The following is a 14,962-nucleotide window of genomic DNA, read 5'->3' as shown; positions in this document are numbered from 1 at the left end:
TGTACGAATAGATTCCGGATACCGCCGGTATCTCAATGCTGCTAGTGTGCGAAACCATGAGTAACGGCAATGGGGCCATCCGGCGCGGGCTGGCGATCGGCTGCGGCGGCACGGTTGGAGGGGCGTGGATCGTCGCGGCGCTGGCCGCGGTGCGCGAGGCGCTGGACTGGGATCCGCGTACGGCCGACGTGCTGATCGGCACGTCGGCCGGGGCGGAGCTGGTGAGCATGCTCGGCAGTGGAGTCGGGGTCGACGAGCTGATCGCGATGCAGCGCGGCACGGTCACCGACGCGGTGCTGCTGCGGCATGTGCGCGATGAGCCCGGCCGGTTTCCGCCATTGCCGCGGCCGCGACTCGGCGCGCCCGGACAGGCCGTGCGCACCCTGACCTCCGGCGGTATTCGGTCCGGACAGCGGTTGCTCACCGCGGGAAGCGGATTGCTGCCCGAGGGCGGTGGTGACGCGGGGTGGTTGCAGCGGCTGGCCGAGGGGCTCGCGCCCGGCCGGGAGTGGGTGGAGCATCCCGCGACCTGGCTGGTGGCCATGGACTATGCGACGGGTCGGCGGGTCGCGTTCGGATCGCCGGACGCACCCGCCGCGAATCTCGGTGCGGCACTGCGGGCCTCGTGGGCGGTGCCGGGGTGGTTTCCGCCGGTGACGATCGAGGGACGTCGCTATATCGACGGAGGCGCGGCGTCGACGGCCTCGGTGGATCTGCTGGAATCGGCCGCGCTGGACGAATTGGTGGTGCTGGCTCCGATGGCCTCGACCGGGCGGTTGCGGGCGACCGGGCTCGGGCACTTCCTGGAGCGGCAGTTGCGGAATCGGATGAGCGCACAGCTCGACAGCGAGATCGCGCGGCTGCGAAGCACCGGCACCAAGGTGCTGCGAATCGACGCCACCGCGGCGGATCTCGCGATCATGGGACCGAATTTCATGGACGGCCGACGCCGTCTCGACACGTTCGAACACAGTCTGCGCAGCATCCGCCGCGCGGTGGAACAGGGAGTCTTCGCATGAGTGTATTCGGAAGCGGCTATCCGGCGATCGAAGTGGCGGGTGCGCGGGTATTGATCACCGGCGGCGGGCGGGGGATCGGGCAGGCCACGGCGGAACTGTTCGCGCGCAACGGGGCCGAGGTCGCCATCGCCGATGTCGATATCGCGGCGGCGCAGGCAGTGGCGGGGACGCTGAGCGGGCGGGCATTCGAACTCGATGTGCGCACGCGCGATCAGTGGGACAAGGTCGTGGCCGATCTGGGGCGGGTCGACATCCTGGTCAACAACGCCGGGGTGATGCCCGCGGGCGCGTTCCTGGCAGAGCCGGACGCGGTGGGGCACACCACGATCGATGTGAATGTGTGGGGTCTGATCCACGGTATGCGCGCGGTCGTGCCCCAGATGATCGAACGCGGTCGCGGACATGTGGTCAATGTCGCCTCGCTCGCGGGTAAGGTCCCGATTCCGGGCCTCGCGGTCTACAACGCGAGCAAGTTCGCTGCCGTGGGCCTTTCGGCGGCCACGCGACTGGAATTCGCCGAACACGGCGTGAGCGTCAGCTGTGTGCTGCCCTCCGCGGTGCGCACCCGGCTGTCCTCGGGCCTGGCCCTCGGCCACGGCATGCCCACGGTCGAACCGGAGGATGTGGCCGCCGCCATCCTGAAGACCTGCCACACCCGCCGCGCCGAAAGCGCCGTCCCCGGCTACCTCAACCCCATCGATCTGGCCCTCGCCGCGGCCCCCGAACCCGCGGTCCGCCTGGTACGCCGCCTGATCGACGGCAACCGAGCCCTCCACCCCACCGACGAGAAAACCCGCGCGGCCTACGAGGCCCAGGTCCGAGCCATCAGTACTGAATCGGATCCGGGCCTGTGACGCCGTCTCGACTCTCTCTTATCCGAATTGAATCCCCTGCGCCAGCGGCAATTCCGACGAATAGTTCACCGTATTCGTAGCCCGGCGCATATACGCCTTCCACGAATCCGAGCCCGATTCGCGTCCGCCGCCGGTCTGCTTCTCGCCACCGAACGCGCCGCCGATCTCCGCGCCGGAGGTGCCGATGTTGACGTTGGCGATGCCGCAGTCCGAGCCGTCGGCGGCCAGGAAGCGTTCGGCCTCGCGCTGGTCGGTGGTGAAGATGGCCGACGAGAGGCCCTGGGGGACACCGTTGTGCAGTTCGATGGCGGTATCGAGGTCGGAGTAGGTGAGGATGTAGAGGATGGGGGCGAAGGTCTCCTCGCGGACGACCTCGGTCTGGGCGGGCATGCGGACGATGGCGGGGCGAACGTAGAAGGCGTCGGGGCCGCCCGCCTCGACTCGCTCACCGCCGCAGACCAATTCGCCGCCCTCGGCGATGGCGCGGGCGATCGCGTTCTGCATGGCGTTGTAGGCGCGCTCGTTGATCAGCGGGCCGACCAGGACGCCGTCGTCGAGCGGATTGCCCACGGCCAGCTGGCGATACGCCTTCTCGATGCGGTCGACCAGCGCGTCGGCCACATCGGTGTGCGCGATGACCCGGCGCAGCGTCGTGCAGCGCTGACCGGCGGTACCGGCGGCGGCGAAAACCACACCGCGGGTAGCCAATTCGAGATCGGCTGAAGGGGTGATGATCGCGGCGTTGTTACCGCCCAGCTCCAGCAGGCAGCGGCCGAAGCGCGCGGCCACCCGCGGGGCGACCGTCTGGCCCATGCGCACCGAACCGGTCGCGCTGACCAGCGCCACCCGCTCGTCGTCGACCAGCTGCGCGCCCACATCGGCCGCGCCCTGAACCAATTGGGAGATCTCGGGATCGGCGCCGACGTCGACCGCGGCCCGGCGCAGCAGGGTGTGGCAGGCCAGCGCGGTCAGCGGCGTGGTCTCCGACGGCTTCCACACCACGGTGTCGCCGCACACCAGCGCCAGCGCGGTATTCCACGACCACACGGCCACCGGGAAGTTGAACGCCGAGAGCACCGCGACCACCCCGAGCGGATGCCACGTCTCCATCAGCCGATGGCCCGGGCGCTCCGAGGGCATGGTGTACCCGTACAGCTGACGCGACATCCCGACCGCGAATTCGCAGATGTCGATCATCTCCTGCACCTCGCCCCGGGCCTCGGGGCCGATCTTGCCCGCCTCCAGGGTGACCAGTTCACCCAGCCGGTCGAGGTGTTCGGTCAGCAGTTGGCCCAGCCGGCGGACCACCGCGGCGCGCTGCGGCGCGGGCACCGTGCGCCAGGTGCGAAAGGCGTTGGCGGCCTTGCCGATCGCGGCGTCGACCTCCTCGGTCGAACTCGGCCGCAGGGTGGCCAGCTCGCCGCCGGTGATCGGCGTGCGCGCGGGCAGCGACCCGGGCGCGGGCAGCTCGGCGCCGAGCTCGCGCAACAGTTGCTCGGCGCGGGCGCGCAGTTCGTCGGTCAGTGGTGCGGTCGGTGCGGATGTCATCCATTTCTCCATGTGAGGTGGTCATCTTCGGGAGGCCCGAGGCCATGTTCCGGCCACGAGTTCGATTCGCTGGGTTAGCCTTCGCTGATGGCGGATGCACCGACAAAAGCTGTTCTGGACGATATCGATCGACTTCTGATTCGAGAGCTGATGGGCGACGGACGCGCCACGCTGTCGAACCTGGCCGAGAAGGCCAACCTGTCGGTGTCCGCAGTGCAATCGAGGGTTCGACGGCTAGAGGCGCGCGGAGTGATCCGGGGCTATACGGCCAAGGTCGATCCGGAGGCGCTGGGACAACTGCTGTCGGCATTCGTCGCCATCACTCCTCTCGACCCGTCCCAACCCGATGATGCTCCCGCCCTGCTCCAGCGCATTCCCGGCATCGAGGAATGTCACTCGGTGGCGGGCGACGAGAGCTACATGCTCCTGGTCCGGGTGGCATCGCCGCGGCATCTCGAATCGCTGTTGCAGGAGATCCGGGCGACCGCCAACGTGCGGACACGCAGCACCATCATCCTGCAGACATTCTACGACAGGTGACACCAGACCGTTACATTTTCCGGTGAAACCGTAGCGAAGACGTAAATATTTGCGTATCGTCCTTTGTGTGACCCTCGAACTGGAGCGCCCGGGGGTAGTTGCAGACGCGACGCTGGTCACCCCCTCCCGCGTACACGAAATCCTGTCAGCGAACATCCTCGCCGACGGTTTCGACCTAGTCCTGGACCTGCGCCGATCGCGCGGCCGGAGGCTGGTCGACGCCCGTGACGGCACGTCCTACCTCGACATGTTCGGCTTCTTCGCCTCCTCGGCGCTGGGTATGAACCACCCGGCCCTCACCGAGGACGAACGGTTCCGGTCCGAACTGGCGACCGCGGCGATGAACAAGCCCAGCAACTCCGACGTCTACACCGTGGAGATGGCCCGCTTCGTCGACACCTTCGCGCGGGTGCTCGGCGATCCGGCGCTGCCGCACCTGTTCTTCATCGACGGCGGTGCGCTGGCCGTGGAGAACGCGCTGAAGGCCGCCTTCGACTGGAAGAGTCGGCACAACGAAATGCACGGCCGCCCAGCCGATCTCGGCACCAAGGTGCTGCATCTGACGGGCGCCTTCCACGGCCGCAGCGGTTATACGTTGTCGCTCACCAACACCGACTCGATCAAGATCGTCCGGTTTCCGAAGTTCGACTGGCCGCGCATCGAGACCCCCTATCTGGCCGACGGGGTGGATATCGAGGAGGCCGAGCGCAGGACGCTGGCCCAGGCCCGCGCCGCGTTCGACGAAAATCCCCACGACATAGCCTGTTTCATCGCCGAGCCGATTCAGGGCGAGGGCGGCGACCGGCATATGCGCCCGCAATTCCTGCAGGCCATGCGCGAACTGTGCCACGAGCACGACGCGCTGTTCGTCCTCGACGAGGTGCAGACCGGCGCCGGTATCACCGGCACCGCCTGGGCCTATCAACAGCTCGACGTGCAGCCCGATATCGTGGCCTTCGGTAAGAAGACCCAGGTCTGCGGAATCATGGCGGGCGGTCGCATCGATGAGGTACGTGACAACGTCTTCGCGGTGAGCTCGCGGCTGAACTCCACCTGGGGTGGCAACCTGGGCGATATGGTTCGGGCCCGCCGGATCTTCGAGGTGCTGGAGCGCGACGAATTGGTCCAGCGCACAGCCGAACTCGGCAAGTATCTGGTGTCGCGGCTCGAGGAGCTGGCCGACAAATACGTCGCGGTGACCGAGCCGCGCGGTCGCGGGCTGATGTGCGCGATCACGCTGGAGTCGGCGCGGCTGCGCGATGCGGTGATCACCGAACTGCGCGAGCGCGAGCGGGTGCTGATCCTGGGCACCGGCGAGCGTGGGCTGCGGTTCCGTCCGCCGCTGACCGTCACCACCGAAGAACTCGACGAGGCCGTCGCGGCGCTCGATCGGGTGCTCGGCCGTTCCGAATGAGATAGTTCGCGATAACGGACATTCGCGGGCGTCGGGTTCACTTTCGTCCGAAGTGTCCCGGGTTCCGGTTCGTCATCGAGCCGGAACCCGAACTGTCCGCTTCAACAGCGCTGTGACATAGCCTTCCGGTTGCTGTGAAAGTCGTTGCGGCGCACCTAACATCGCTGCCATGTCGAAGCGCCCCTGTGATCCCCCTTGCGGACGCGCCGCGTGAGCGCGCGCCGCGCACGTCTCGCAGTAGTTCTCATTCCCATTCTCCTGACCGGTTGCGCGAGCGGTGGTCCGGCGTCGAAGTCGCACCATGAGGCGGCCGCCGGCTCGGTTGCCGCCTCCTCGGGCGCGCCCGAGCCGGTCGCCGCGAATCTGTTACCCGGTATGCCGCCGCCGCTGTCGGCCACCGATGTCTACGCGGGCACCCGTGAGTTGAGCCCGTCCGTCGCCGAACATTTGCCGCTCGTTTACGTGCCCAATAGCAAAACGAATTCGGTCACCGTGATCGATCAGGCCACCTTCGAAGTGGTCGACACCTATTCGGCCGGGGGCGAGGAGCCGCAGCACGTCGTGCCCTCTTACGACATGCAGACGCTGTATGTCACCAATGATCTGCCGATCGGCAGCGGCAGTCTGCTGCCGATCGATCCCCGCACCGGCAAGCCGGGTGAGCCGATGCCGGTGCGCGATCCCTACAACATGTACTTCACGCCCAACGGCCGCTACGCCCTGGTGGTCGCCGAGGCGGACAAGTCGATCGATCTCTACGACCCGCACACCTGGGAGAAGGTCGACGCGATCGCGGTGCCCGACTGCGCGGGCGTCGATCATATGGATTTCACCGCCGACGGCCGATTCGCCATGGCCAGTTGCGAATTCGCGGGCAGGATGGCGGTGCTCGACATCGCCGGTGCGCGGCTGGTGCGGATGGTGGATCTGCCGCCGGGCCATCACGGTGCGGGGATGCCGCAGGATGTGAAGCTCTCGCCGGACGGTTCGACCTTCTACGTCGCCGATATGATGGCCGACGGCATGTACACCTTCGACGCGAAGACCTTCGCCGATACCGGCTACATCCCGACCGGCAAGGGTACGCACGGGCTGTATGTGACCCGTGACTCCACGCAGATGATCATCACCAATCGCGGTGAGGGCACGCTGTCGGTCTGGGATTTCGCTGAGAAGAAGCTGGTGCACAAATGGGAGATCCCCGGCGGCGGCAGTCCGGATATGGGCAACATTTCCGCCGACGGCAGGATCTTCTGGGTTTCGGGCAGGTACAACGGTGAGGTTTACGCCGTAGATATCGTGGATTGGAAACTGTTGGCGCGCATACCGGTCGGCGGTGGTCCGCACGGTTTGACGGTATGGCCGCAACCCGGTCGCTACTCCACCGGACATACCGGCGTAATGCGCTGAAAATCTTGCTGCTCACCGGGTTTCACCAGGGGTTTTCTACTGGCGAGTAGCCAATAGCGGTACTCGTCGGTAGATACCGCTGGAATTTCCAGCGGGCCTGGTACTGGTTAGACTCCGGGGCATGACGAGTGTCCAGCAGCAGCCGCAGCCGGGTTCGGCGGGCTCCCCCGACATCCACACCACCGCAGGGAAGCTGGCCGATCTGCGCAACCGCATGGACGAGGCCAAGCACCCGATGGGTGAGGCCGCGGTCGACAAGGTCCATGCCAAGGGCAAATTGACCGCGCGGGAGCGGATCCTCGCACTGCTGGACGAGGGCTCGTTCGTGGAGCTGGACGCACTGGCCCGCCATCGCAGCGTCAACTTCGGGCTGGAGAACAATCGGCCGCTGGGCGACGGTGTGGTGACCGGGTACGGCACCATCGACGGCCGCGATGTCTGCATCTTCTCCCAGGACGCCACCGTATTCGGCGGCAGCCTCGGCGAGGTGTACGGCGAGAAGATCGTCAAGGTCATGGATCTGGCGCTCAAGACCGGCCGTCCGCTGATCGGTATCAACGAGGGCGCCGGTGCGCGGATCCAGGAGGGCGTGGTGTCCCTCGGCCTCTACGGCGAGATCTTCCACCGCAATATCCAGGCCTCCGGCGTGATCCCGCAGATCTCGCTCATCATGGGCGCGGCCGCGGGCGGGCACGTGTACTCCCCGGCGCTGACCGACTTCGTCGTCATGGTCGACGAGACCAGTCAGATGTTCATCACCGGTCCCGACGTCATCAAGACCGTCACCGGCGAAGAGGTCACCATGGAGGAGTTGGGCGGCGCCCACACCCACATGGTCAAGTCGGGTACGGCCCACTACGTGGCCTCCGGCGAGCAGGACGCGCTGGACTGGGTCAAGGATCTGCTGAGCTACCTGCCGAGCAACAACCGCGCCGAGCCGCCGCGCTATCCGGCCACCGATCCGGTCGAGGGCGCGATCGAGGAGTCGCTGACCGAGGAGGATCTCGAGCTCGACTCGCTGATCCCGGATTCGCCGAATCAGCCCTACGACATGCACGAGGTCATCCGTCGCCTGCTCGACGACGACGAATTCCTCGAGGTGCAGGCCGAGCGGGCGATGAACATCATCGTCGGATTCGGGCGCATCGACGGCCGTAGCGTCGGCATCGTGGCCAATCAGCCGACCCAGTTCGCGGGCTGCCTGGACATCGACGCCTCGGAGAAGGCCGCCCGCTTCGTGCGGACCTGCGACGCCTTCAATGTCCCCATCATCACGCTGGTCGATGTGCCGGGCTTCCTGCCGGGCACCGGCCAGGAGTACAACGGCATCATCCGTCGCGGCGCGAAGCTGCTCTACGCCTACGGCGAGGCCACGGTCGGCAAGATCACGATCATCACCCGCAAGGCCTACGGCGGCGCCTACGACGTGATGGGCTCCAAGCATATGGGCGCCGATGTGAACCTGGCCTGGCCGACCGCGCAGATCGCGGTCATGGGCGCCTCGGGCGCGGTCGGATTCGTCTACCGCAAGCAGTTGCAGCAGGCCGCCGCCGAGGGTTCCGATGTCGACGCGCTGCGGTTGGAACTGCAGAACGAATATGAGGACACCCTGGTCAACCCGTATGTGGCGGCCGAGCGCGGATATGTCGACGCGGTCATTCCACCCTCCCATACCCGCGGGCAGATCGTTTCGGCATTGCGGCTGCTCGAGCGCAAAATGGTCAGCCTGCCGCCGAAGAAGCACGGCAACATTCCGCTGTGATCCGACGATATGTTCCGTGCGCGGCGCACACTGCGATGTGAGACGTTCCACACATCAGGCCGCGCGGGAATCACCCGATCGGGTGAAGATGGAATTAGGGGCGTTCGCCGCCGAGCGCCGCAACGAATACTGTTTACGGATCCCCGGGCACCTTCCGTGGGCCGTGAACGCCGGACTTTTCCGAGGTCCGGCGCAGGAACAGGAGGAGCTGGCGCTGTGACGGCTGTGGCTGACGAAGAAATATTGCGCGCCGCCGAACTGGATCTGTCGGTCGACGATCTCGTCGCCGTGGTCCCGGTGGACGCCGATACCGAATCGCACGAGGGTCCCGTCATCCGGATCCTGAAGGGCGCGCCCACCGACGACGAGATCGCTGCTCTGGTGTGTGTGCTGGCGGCCGCCGCCGCGAGCGCCGAGCCGGCGTCGGAGTCGCGGGGGCCTGCGGATCTGTGGGGGCGGCCCACCTTCCTGCACCGCGGCACGTCGCCGTTCTCGCCGTACTCCTTCCCGTATCTGTCGCATCTGCGCGACTGACGTGACGGGATTCGTTCTCGCCTCGGCCTCGCCCGCGCGGCTGCAGGTGCTGCGCTCGGCCGGACTCGATCCGCGTGTGCGGGTTTCCGAGGTGGACGAGGACGCGGTCGCCGCGGCCCTGCCCGCCGGTACCTCGCACGAGGATGTGGTGATCGCGCTGGCCACGGCCAAGGCCGAATCGGTGGCCGCGGCCCTGATCGCCGAGCGAGCCGAGATCACCGCCGATTGCGTTGTGGTCGGCTGCGATTCGATGCTGCTGATCGACGACGCGCTACAGGGAAAACCGCTGACCGCCGAGGTGGCGCGCGAGCGCTGGGCCGCGATGGCCGGGCGCAGTGCCGATCTGCTCACCGGTCACTGTGTGCTGCGGGTCCGCGGTGGGCGGATCGAACGGGCCGCGCACGATTGCAGCGGAACCCGGGTGCACTTCGCCAAGCCGCAGCCGGAGGAATTGGACGCGTATATCGCCAGCGGTGAGCCGCTGCAGGTGGCGGGCGCATTCACCCTCGACGGCCGCGGCGGATGGTTCGTCGACGGGATCGAGGGCGATCCGTCCAGCGTGATCGGTATCGGCCTGCCGCTACTGCGTCGACTGCTTGGCGACGTGGGCCTCTCCATTGCGGAGCTGTGGGTCGGCGGTACGCAGCTGGGGAGCGACGCGACCGCCTGACGGCGTGGGAATCCGCGGTTCGCCCGATTCGGGTGGGTTGTCGGGCATGGTCGTGGGATCGGGCAGCAGACTGCGCAGGGCCTCGAGCCGCGCCACGCACAGTTCCGGCTCCACGAACGGATGCAGGCGCACATTCACCGCGTCCCGGCCGCCGTTGCGGTCGATCACCTCGCGCATCAGGCCCAGATGGACGCCGCAGACGACCTCGGAGTGGGTGCGGGCCAATTCGCGCAGCGGGCAGGCGGTCATCCGGATCATGACCTGCTCGTCGGATTCGGAGGCCGCGTCGCGCTCGGGGGCGAAGCCGAGTTCGGACATCATCGTCATGGTGACGTCCTTGGCCTCGTCGAGCGTGGTGATCTCCTCGTCGACGGCCTCGAGTTTGGCTCCCCAGGCCCGCCCGGCCGCGATAGCGGCATCCGAGCGGCGGCGTGGATCGGTGCCGAGCTGATCGGCGAGCACCTGGGCCAGATCCTGATAGCCGACCGATCGCTGGACCGCGGTGTACCCGATGCGCGGGCGGCCGCGACCGCGCGGCGGCTGCTGGAACTGGCGCACCAGCGATTCCCGCGTCAGCACGTCCAGATGGAACCGCACGGTGGTGACGTGCTGCCCGGTGACTCTGGCGAGCTCCTGGGCGTCGAGAGGCTCGCTGGCGCCACGTAGGATCGCGAGCAGGCGCCGGCGTGGCCAAGAATCAGACATAGCTCACCCCTCCTCCCGGGAGACTTTATCGGATGGGGGTGCGACTTATTCGCGCTTCACCCGATTCGTGATGTGAAAGCGGTTGCTGTGCGGTTCCCCACCTACGATCGGTGTGGAACCGCTGACTCACAGTGAAGGACCGACCATCGTGCCAGTCGCCCCGGACCCTCATCAATCCTTCGGCGCCCACGCATATCCTCACCGACTAGTAACCACAGAGTGGCTGTCGGCAAACATCGGCGCGCCGGGACTCAAGATCGTGGAAGCGGATGAGGACATCCTCCTCTACGACATAGGCCACGTCCCAGGGGCCATCAAGATCGACTGGCGGGCCGAGCTTACCGACCCGGGCACCCGAGATGTGGTCGACGGCGCCCGTTTCGCCGAATTGATGCGAGCCAAGGGTATCGAGCGCGACGACACCGTGGTGATTTACGGAGACAAGGGCAACGGCACGGCCGCGGCCGCGCTGTGGGTATTCGATCTGTTCGGCCATCCGGATGTGCGACTGCTCGACGGCGGACGCGATGCGTGGATCTCCGAGGCGCGCGACACCGTTTTCGAGGTGCCCGATGTGGGCCTGGGTGAATATCCGGTGGTGGAGCGCGATGACCGGGGCGCGCGGGCATTTCTGGAGGACGTGCGCGAGCGTCTCGGTACGGCCGGTGTCGCGCTGCTGGATGTGCGTGCGGCCGATGAGTATTCGGGCGAATTGGACCGAATTATCGATCGTCCCGAGGAGCAGGCATTGCGGGCCGGGCATATTCCGACAGCGGTGAACATTCCGTGGAACTACGCGGTGGGCGGCGACGGCCGGTTTCGCACACGGGCGGAATTGGATCGAATCTACGAGCGGTTCACCGAGGCCGGGGAAACGGTCGTCTACTGCCGCATCGGCGAGCGGTCGGCGCACACCTGGTTCGTGCTGACCGCATTGCTCGGGTTGCGGAATGTGCGCAATTACGACGGTTCGTGGACCGAATGGGCCAATGCGGTGCGAACTCCCATCGTCAAGGGCGCTGAACCCGGTGCGGTTTCACAGCTGTCGCGCCCGGCCGCCCATACCGCGTAAAGTACAGGCCCGAACCCGGGGGAAGTGTTGGCCGTATCACTTGCCGGGACTACTGTTCAGTAGCCCCTAGCCCACTTCGGCGACTGTTGGCAGACTGCCTACACTCGCTGCAGATAGATGTCCACAGCACAGGAGGCTCAGTGCCCAGCCATGCCAGCGCGCAGATCACCAAGGTCCTGATCGCGAATCGGGGCGAGATCGCGGTGCGGGTGATCCGGGCCGCCAAGGATGCCGGTATCGCCAGTGTCGCGGTGTACGCCGAGCCCGATGCCGACGCGCCCTTCGTGAAGCTCGCCGACGAGGCGTTCGCACTGGGCGGGCAGACCTCGGCCGAGTCGTATCTGGTCTTCGACAAGATTCTGGACGCCGCCCGCAAGGCGGGCGCGGACGCGATCCACCCGGGTTATGGGTTCCTGTCGGAGAACGCGGATTTCGCGCAGGCCGTGCTCGATGCCGGTCTGATCTGGATCGGGCCCAGCCCCCAGTCGATTCGTGATCTGGGTGACAAGGTGACCGCGCGGCATATCGCCGAGCGCGCCCAGGCGCCGATGGCCGCGGGCACCAAGGATCCGGTCAAGGATGCGAGCGAGGTCGTCGACTTCGCGAAGAAATACGGTGTGCCGGTGGCCATCAAGGCCGCCTTCGGTGGTGGTGGCCGCGGCATGAAGGTCGCGCACACGATCGAGGAGATCCCGGAGCTGTTCGACTCCGCCACGCGTGAGGCGACCGCGGCGTTCGGCCGGGGCGAATGCTTCGTGGAGCAGTACCTGGACAAGGCTCGCCACGTCGAGGCGCAGGTGCTCGCGGATCAGCACGGCAATGTGATCGTGGCCGGCACCCGCGACTGCTCGCTGCAGCGCCGGTTCCAGAAGTTGGTCGAGGAGGCGCCCGCGCCGTTCCTGTCCGACGAGGTGCGCGCCAAGATCCACGAATCCGCCAAGCGAATCTGCCGCGAGGCCGGGTACTACGGCGCGGGCACCGTGGAATATCTGGTGCAGGGCGAGACGGTGTCGTTCCTCGAGGTGAACACCCGTCTGCAGGTGGAACATCCGGTGACCGAGGAGACCTCGGGTATCGACCTGGTGCGCTGGCAGTTCCGCATCGCCAACGGCGAGGAGCTCACCATCACCGAAGACCCCACGCCGCGTGGGCATTCGATCGAGTTCCGGATCAACGGCGAGGACGCGGGCCGGGGCTTCCTGCCCGCGCCCGGTCCGGTGAGCGTGTACAAGGAGCCGACCGGTCCCGGTGTGCGCGTGGATTCCGGTGTGGTCGCCGGCAGTGTGATCGGCGGGCAGTTCGACTCGATGCTGGCCAAGCTGATTGTCACCGGTGAGACCCGCACCCAGGCGCTCGAGCGGGCCTCGCGCGCGCTGGCGGAGTACGAGATCGAGGGCCTGGCGACGGTGCTGCCTTTCCACCGGCACATCGTGACCAACCCGGCGTTCATCGGCGACGGCACCAAGTTCGACGTCTACACCAAGTGGATCGAGAACGACTGGGACAACCCGATCGAGCCCTACACCGGCGGACAGCCGATCGAGGACGAGGACGAGGCGCCGCGGCAGAAGGTCGTCGTCGAGGTCGGTGGTCGCCGGCTCGAGGTATCGCTGCCGAGTCAGTTCACCGTCGGCGCGGGCGCTGCCGGTGCGGCCGGTAACGGCGCCGGTGTCATCCGCAAGAAGCCCAAGCCCCGCAAGCGCGGCGGCGCCGCGACCGGTGCGGCCTCCGGCGATGCCGTGACCGCGCCGATGCAGGGCACCGTGGTCAAGGTCGCGGTCGAGGAGGGGCAGTCGGTCGAGGCCGGCGATCTGATCGTGGTGCTCGAGGCCATGAAGATGGAGAATCCGGTCAACGCGCACAAGGCCGGTGTGGTCACCGGGCTGTCCGTGCAGGCCGGTGCGGCCATCACCCAGGGCACCGTGCTCGCCGAAATCAAGTAGACCCGAACGGCTTTCGAGGCCCGCCCACTGCTCGTCAGTGGGCGGGTCTCGCTATTTGTCCTTCTTGCCGTGCTGTCCGTGGCCGTTGGCATTGCCGTGGCCGCCGTTGTCTCGGCCGTCGGAGTCGCCGGTTCCGCTGTCGTCACTCCGGTTCGAGATACCTGGAATCTGGAATGGGGCAGTGCCGAAGCCCGGCGGCACCGGGATGCTCAGATGTGGCGGTTCGGCCGTGGTCGGGCTTTCGTTCAGCGGGGGAGCGGGTGTGGTCCGAGGGGCGACGGTGATCGACGGCGACGAGACGCCGGGCGCGGACTTGCCGCTGTCATGGGTCAGCAGCGCCGTGGCGAGGGCAATAGCCCCGAATACCACGACCGCCAGTACTGCGGACTTGGCGACCGTGCCGGGGCCGATACGCTGCGCGGCAGCGTTTTTCGGTCCCGCTACGCGCGCGGCGGGCTGTCGAGCGGCGGGCGATATGATTCGCCGCGTCGGAGGCGTGCCGAGCGGGGTGTCGGACAGCGCGTGGTGAGGGTGTCGCGTCGGAGATGCCGCGGCGGCATACGGTTCCGAGCGCGGCCGCCGCACCATTACCCGAGCTGGAACGGTCGGCGCGGTCGAAGCGGGCGCAAGGACCGGTGGTGTATGTGAAAGTGGTTGCGGCATACCGATTGCCGAGAGCGCGGCAGCGGCCAGTTCTCCGGCGCTTCGATAGCGGCTGTCGGGTTCCTTGGCCATGCCACGCGCGATGATCTGGTCCAGGGCCTTCGGTACGGCGGAATTGGTGGCCGAGGCGCGTGGTGGGTCCTCGCGAAGGTGGGCATGCAGTTGCCGCACCGGGTCGGTATCGCCGAATGGCCTTCGGGTGGTGAGGCATTCGTACAGTACGCAGGCCAGGGAGTAGATGTCGGAGCGGGCGTCGCCATGGCCCGCGAATCGTTCGGGGGCCATATAGGCCAGTGTGCCGACGGTGAAACCCGTTGCGGTGATGGTGGTTTGGTTCGAGGCGCGGGCGATGCCGAAATCGATGAGGTAGGCGAAGCCGGAGGGGTGCACGATGATGTTGGCGGGCTTCACATCTCGATGGACCAGGCCCGCGGCGTGCGCGGCGTCGAGGGCCTCGGCGATCTGGGAGATGAGGTCGACCGCCTCGGGTACGCCCATCGGGCCCCCGCGCAGACGTGCTGCGACGTCGAGGCCGGGGATGTGGGCCATGGCCAGGAACAGGCGACCGTCCTGTTCGCCGAAGTCGTGGATCGGCACGATATGTGGGTTGTCCAGCCCGGCGCCGACGCGCGCTTCCCGCTCGAATCGCCGCCGGTAGTCCGGGTCCTCGGCCGCGCCGATCGACAGGATCTTCAGGGCCAGTGTGCGGTCGGTGGCGTCGTCGTGCGCACGCCACACCTCGCCCACCGAACCGCGTCCGATGAGTCCGTCGAGTCGATATCCGCCGAACCGCCGTGCCACCACCCGACCCTAAACCGGACACGTGCG

The 14,962-nt window shown here is 67.2% G+C and carries 13 protein-coding genes; 10 read left to right on the top strand and 3 right to left on the bottom strand.

The window, feature by feature from the left end; translation table 11 throughout:
* The first annotated feature begins 56 nt into the window (after window positions 1-56).
* Window positions 57-1,019, top strand: a complete 963-nt coding sequence (locus tag NP4_RS13180) for a patatin-like phospholipase family protein (RefSeq protein ID WP_067997428.1) — start codon at window positions 57-59, stop codon at window positions 1,017-1,019.
* Window positions 1,016-1,873, top strand: a complete 858-nt coding sequence (locus tag NP4_RS13175) for an SDR family NAD(P)-dependent oxidoreductase (protein WP_067997151.1) — start codon at window positions 1,016-1,018, stop codon at window positions 1,871-1,873. The genes NP4_RS13180 and NP4_RS13175 overlap by 4 nt, the downstream gene beginning before the upstream one ends.
* 18 nt (window positions 1,874-1,891) lie before the next feature.
* Here NP4_RS13175 and amaB read toward each other — a convergent pair whose 3' ends face one another.
* Window positions 1,892-3,421 carry an L-piperidine-6-carboxylate dehydrogenase gene (amaB, locus tag NP4_RS13170; protein ID WP_067997425.1) on the bottom strand — a complete coding sequence of 510 codons (1,530 nt, stop codon included), beginning with the start codon at window positions 3,419-3,421 and terminating at the stop codon, window positions 1,892-1,894.
* An 87-nt stretch (window positions 3,422-3,508) separates the two neighbouring features.
* Here amaB and NP4_RS13165 point away from each other — a divergent pair, with 87 nt between their 5' ends.
* The 6 genes from NP4_RS13165 to NP4_RS13135 all read left to right on the top strand — a co-directional run bounded on the left by NP4_RS13165 (window position 3,509) and on the right by NP4_RS13135 (window position 9,751).
* Window positions 3,509-3,961 (top strand): Lrp/AsnC family transcriptional regulator, encoded by a 453-nt coding sequence (locus tag NP4_RS13165; RefSeq protein WP_062504742.1) that lies wholly within the window; start codon window positions 3,509-3,511, stop codon window positions 3,959-3,961.
* A 67-nt stretch (window positions 3,962-4,028) separates the two neighbouring features.
* Window positions 4,029-5,375 carry an L-lysine 6-transaminase gene (gene lat, locus NP4_RS13160; protein WP_082875823.1) on the top strand — a complete coding sequence of 449 codons (1,347 nt, stop codon included), beginning with the start codon at window positions 4,029-4,031 and terminating at the stop codon, window positions 5,373-5,375.
* A 210-nt stretch (window positions 5,376-5,585) separates the two neighbouring features.
* Window positions 5,586-6,785, top strand: coding sequence for a YncE family protein (locus tag NP4_RS13155; RefSeq protein ID WP_245998238.1), 1,200 nt, complete (start codon window positions 5,586-5,588; stop codon window positions 6,783-6,785).
* A 121-nt stretch (window positions 6,786-6,906) separates the two neighbouring features.
* Complete coding sequence (locus NP4_RS13150) at window positions 6,907-8,547, top strand: acyl-CoA carboxylase subunit beta (protein WP_067997148.1); 1,641 nt, start codon at window positions 6,907-6,909, stop codon at window positions 8,545-8,547.
* Window positions 8,548-8,763: 216 nt separating this feature from the next.
* Window positions 8,764-9,081, top strand: a complete 318-nt coding sequence (locus NP4_RS42585) for an acyl-CoA carboxylase subunit epsilon (RefSeq protein WP_067997143.1) — start codon at window positions 8,764-8,766, stop codon at window positions 9,079-9,081.
* A 1-nt stretch (window position 9,082) separates the two neighbouring features.
* The gene (locus NP4_RS13135) at window positions 9,083-9,751 is read left to right on the top strand and encodes a nucleoside triphosphate pyrophosphatase (protein ID WP_067997140.1); all 669 of its coding nucleotides are present in this window, start codon (window positions 9,083-9,085) and stop codon (window positions 9,749-9,751) included.
* Here the strand turns inward: NP4_RS13135 and NP4_RS13130 are convergent.
* On the bottom strand, window positions 9,662-10,456 hold the full coding sequence (locus tag NP4_RS13130) for a helix-turn-helix transcriptional regulator (RefSeq protein ID WP_067997137.1): 795 nt from the start codon (window positions 10,454-10,456) through the stop codon (window positions 9,662-9,664). The genes NP4_RS13135 and NP4_RS13130 overlap by 90 nt on opposite strands.
* A 148-nt stretch (window positions 10,457-10,604) precedes the next feature.
* Between NP4_RS13130 and NP4_RS13125 the strand changes: the two genes are divergently transcribed.
* On the top strand, window positions 10,605-11,528 hold the full coding sequence (locus tag NP4_RS13125) for a sulfurtransferase (RefSeq protein ID WP_067997416.1): 924 nt from the start codon (window positions 10,605-10,607) through the stop codon (window positions 11,526-11,528).
* 140 nt (window positions 11,529-11,668) lie between these two features.
* Window positions 11,669-13,471, top strand: a complete 1,803-nt coding sequence (locus NP4_RS13120) for an acetyl-CoA carboxylase biotin carboxylase subunit (protein WP_067997135.1) — start codon at window positions 11,669-11,671, stop codon at window positions 13,469-13,471.
* A gap of 51 nt (window positions 13,472-13,522) precedes the next feature.
* Here NP4_RS13120 and NP4_RS13115 read toward each other — a convergent pair whose 3' ends face one another.
* Window positions 13,523-14,935 carry a serine/threonine-protein kinase gene (locus NP4_RS13115; protein ID WP_169813728.1) on the bottom strand — a complete coding sequence of 471 codons (1,413 nt, stop codon included), beginning with the start codon at window positions 14,933-14,935 and terminating at the stop codon, window positions 13,523-13,525.
* Window positions 14,936-14,962: the final 27 nt, after the last annotated feature.

Source organism: Nocardia pseudobrasiliensis NBRC 108224, from assembly GCF_001613105.1.
Classification (GTDB): domain Bacteria; phylum Actinomycetota; class Actinomycetes; order Mycobacteriales; family Mycobacteriaceae; genus Nocardia; species Nocardia pseudobrasiliensis.
This window is presented reverse-complemented; position numbering and strand designations above follow the sequence as displayed.

Coding starts and splice junctions, on each gene's coding strand:
- NP4_RS13130 (WP_067997137.1), bottom strand. CDS start 10,456: ATGTCTGATTCTTGGCCACGCCGGCGCCTGCTCGCGATCCTACGTGGC.
- NP4_RS13175 (WP_067997151.1), top strand. CDS start 1,016: ATGAGTGTATTCGGAAGCGGCTATCCGGCGATCGAAGTGGCGGGTGCG.
- NP4_RS13150 (WP_067997148.1), top strand. CDS start 6,907: ATGACGAGTGTCCAGCAGCAGCCGCAGCCGGGTTCGGCGGGCTCCCCC.
- amaB (WP_067997425.1), bottom strand. CDS start 3,421: ATGACATCCGCACCGACCGCACCACTGACCGACGAACTGCGCGCCCGC.
- NP4_RS13165 (WP_062504742.1), top strand. CDS start 3,509: ATGGCGGATGCACCGACAAAAGCTGTTCTGGACGATATCGATCGACTT.
- NP4_RS13180 (WP_067997428.1), top strand. CDS start 57: ATGAGTAACGGCAATGGGGCCATCCGGCGCGGGCTGGCGATCGGCTGC.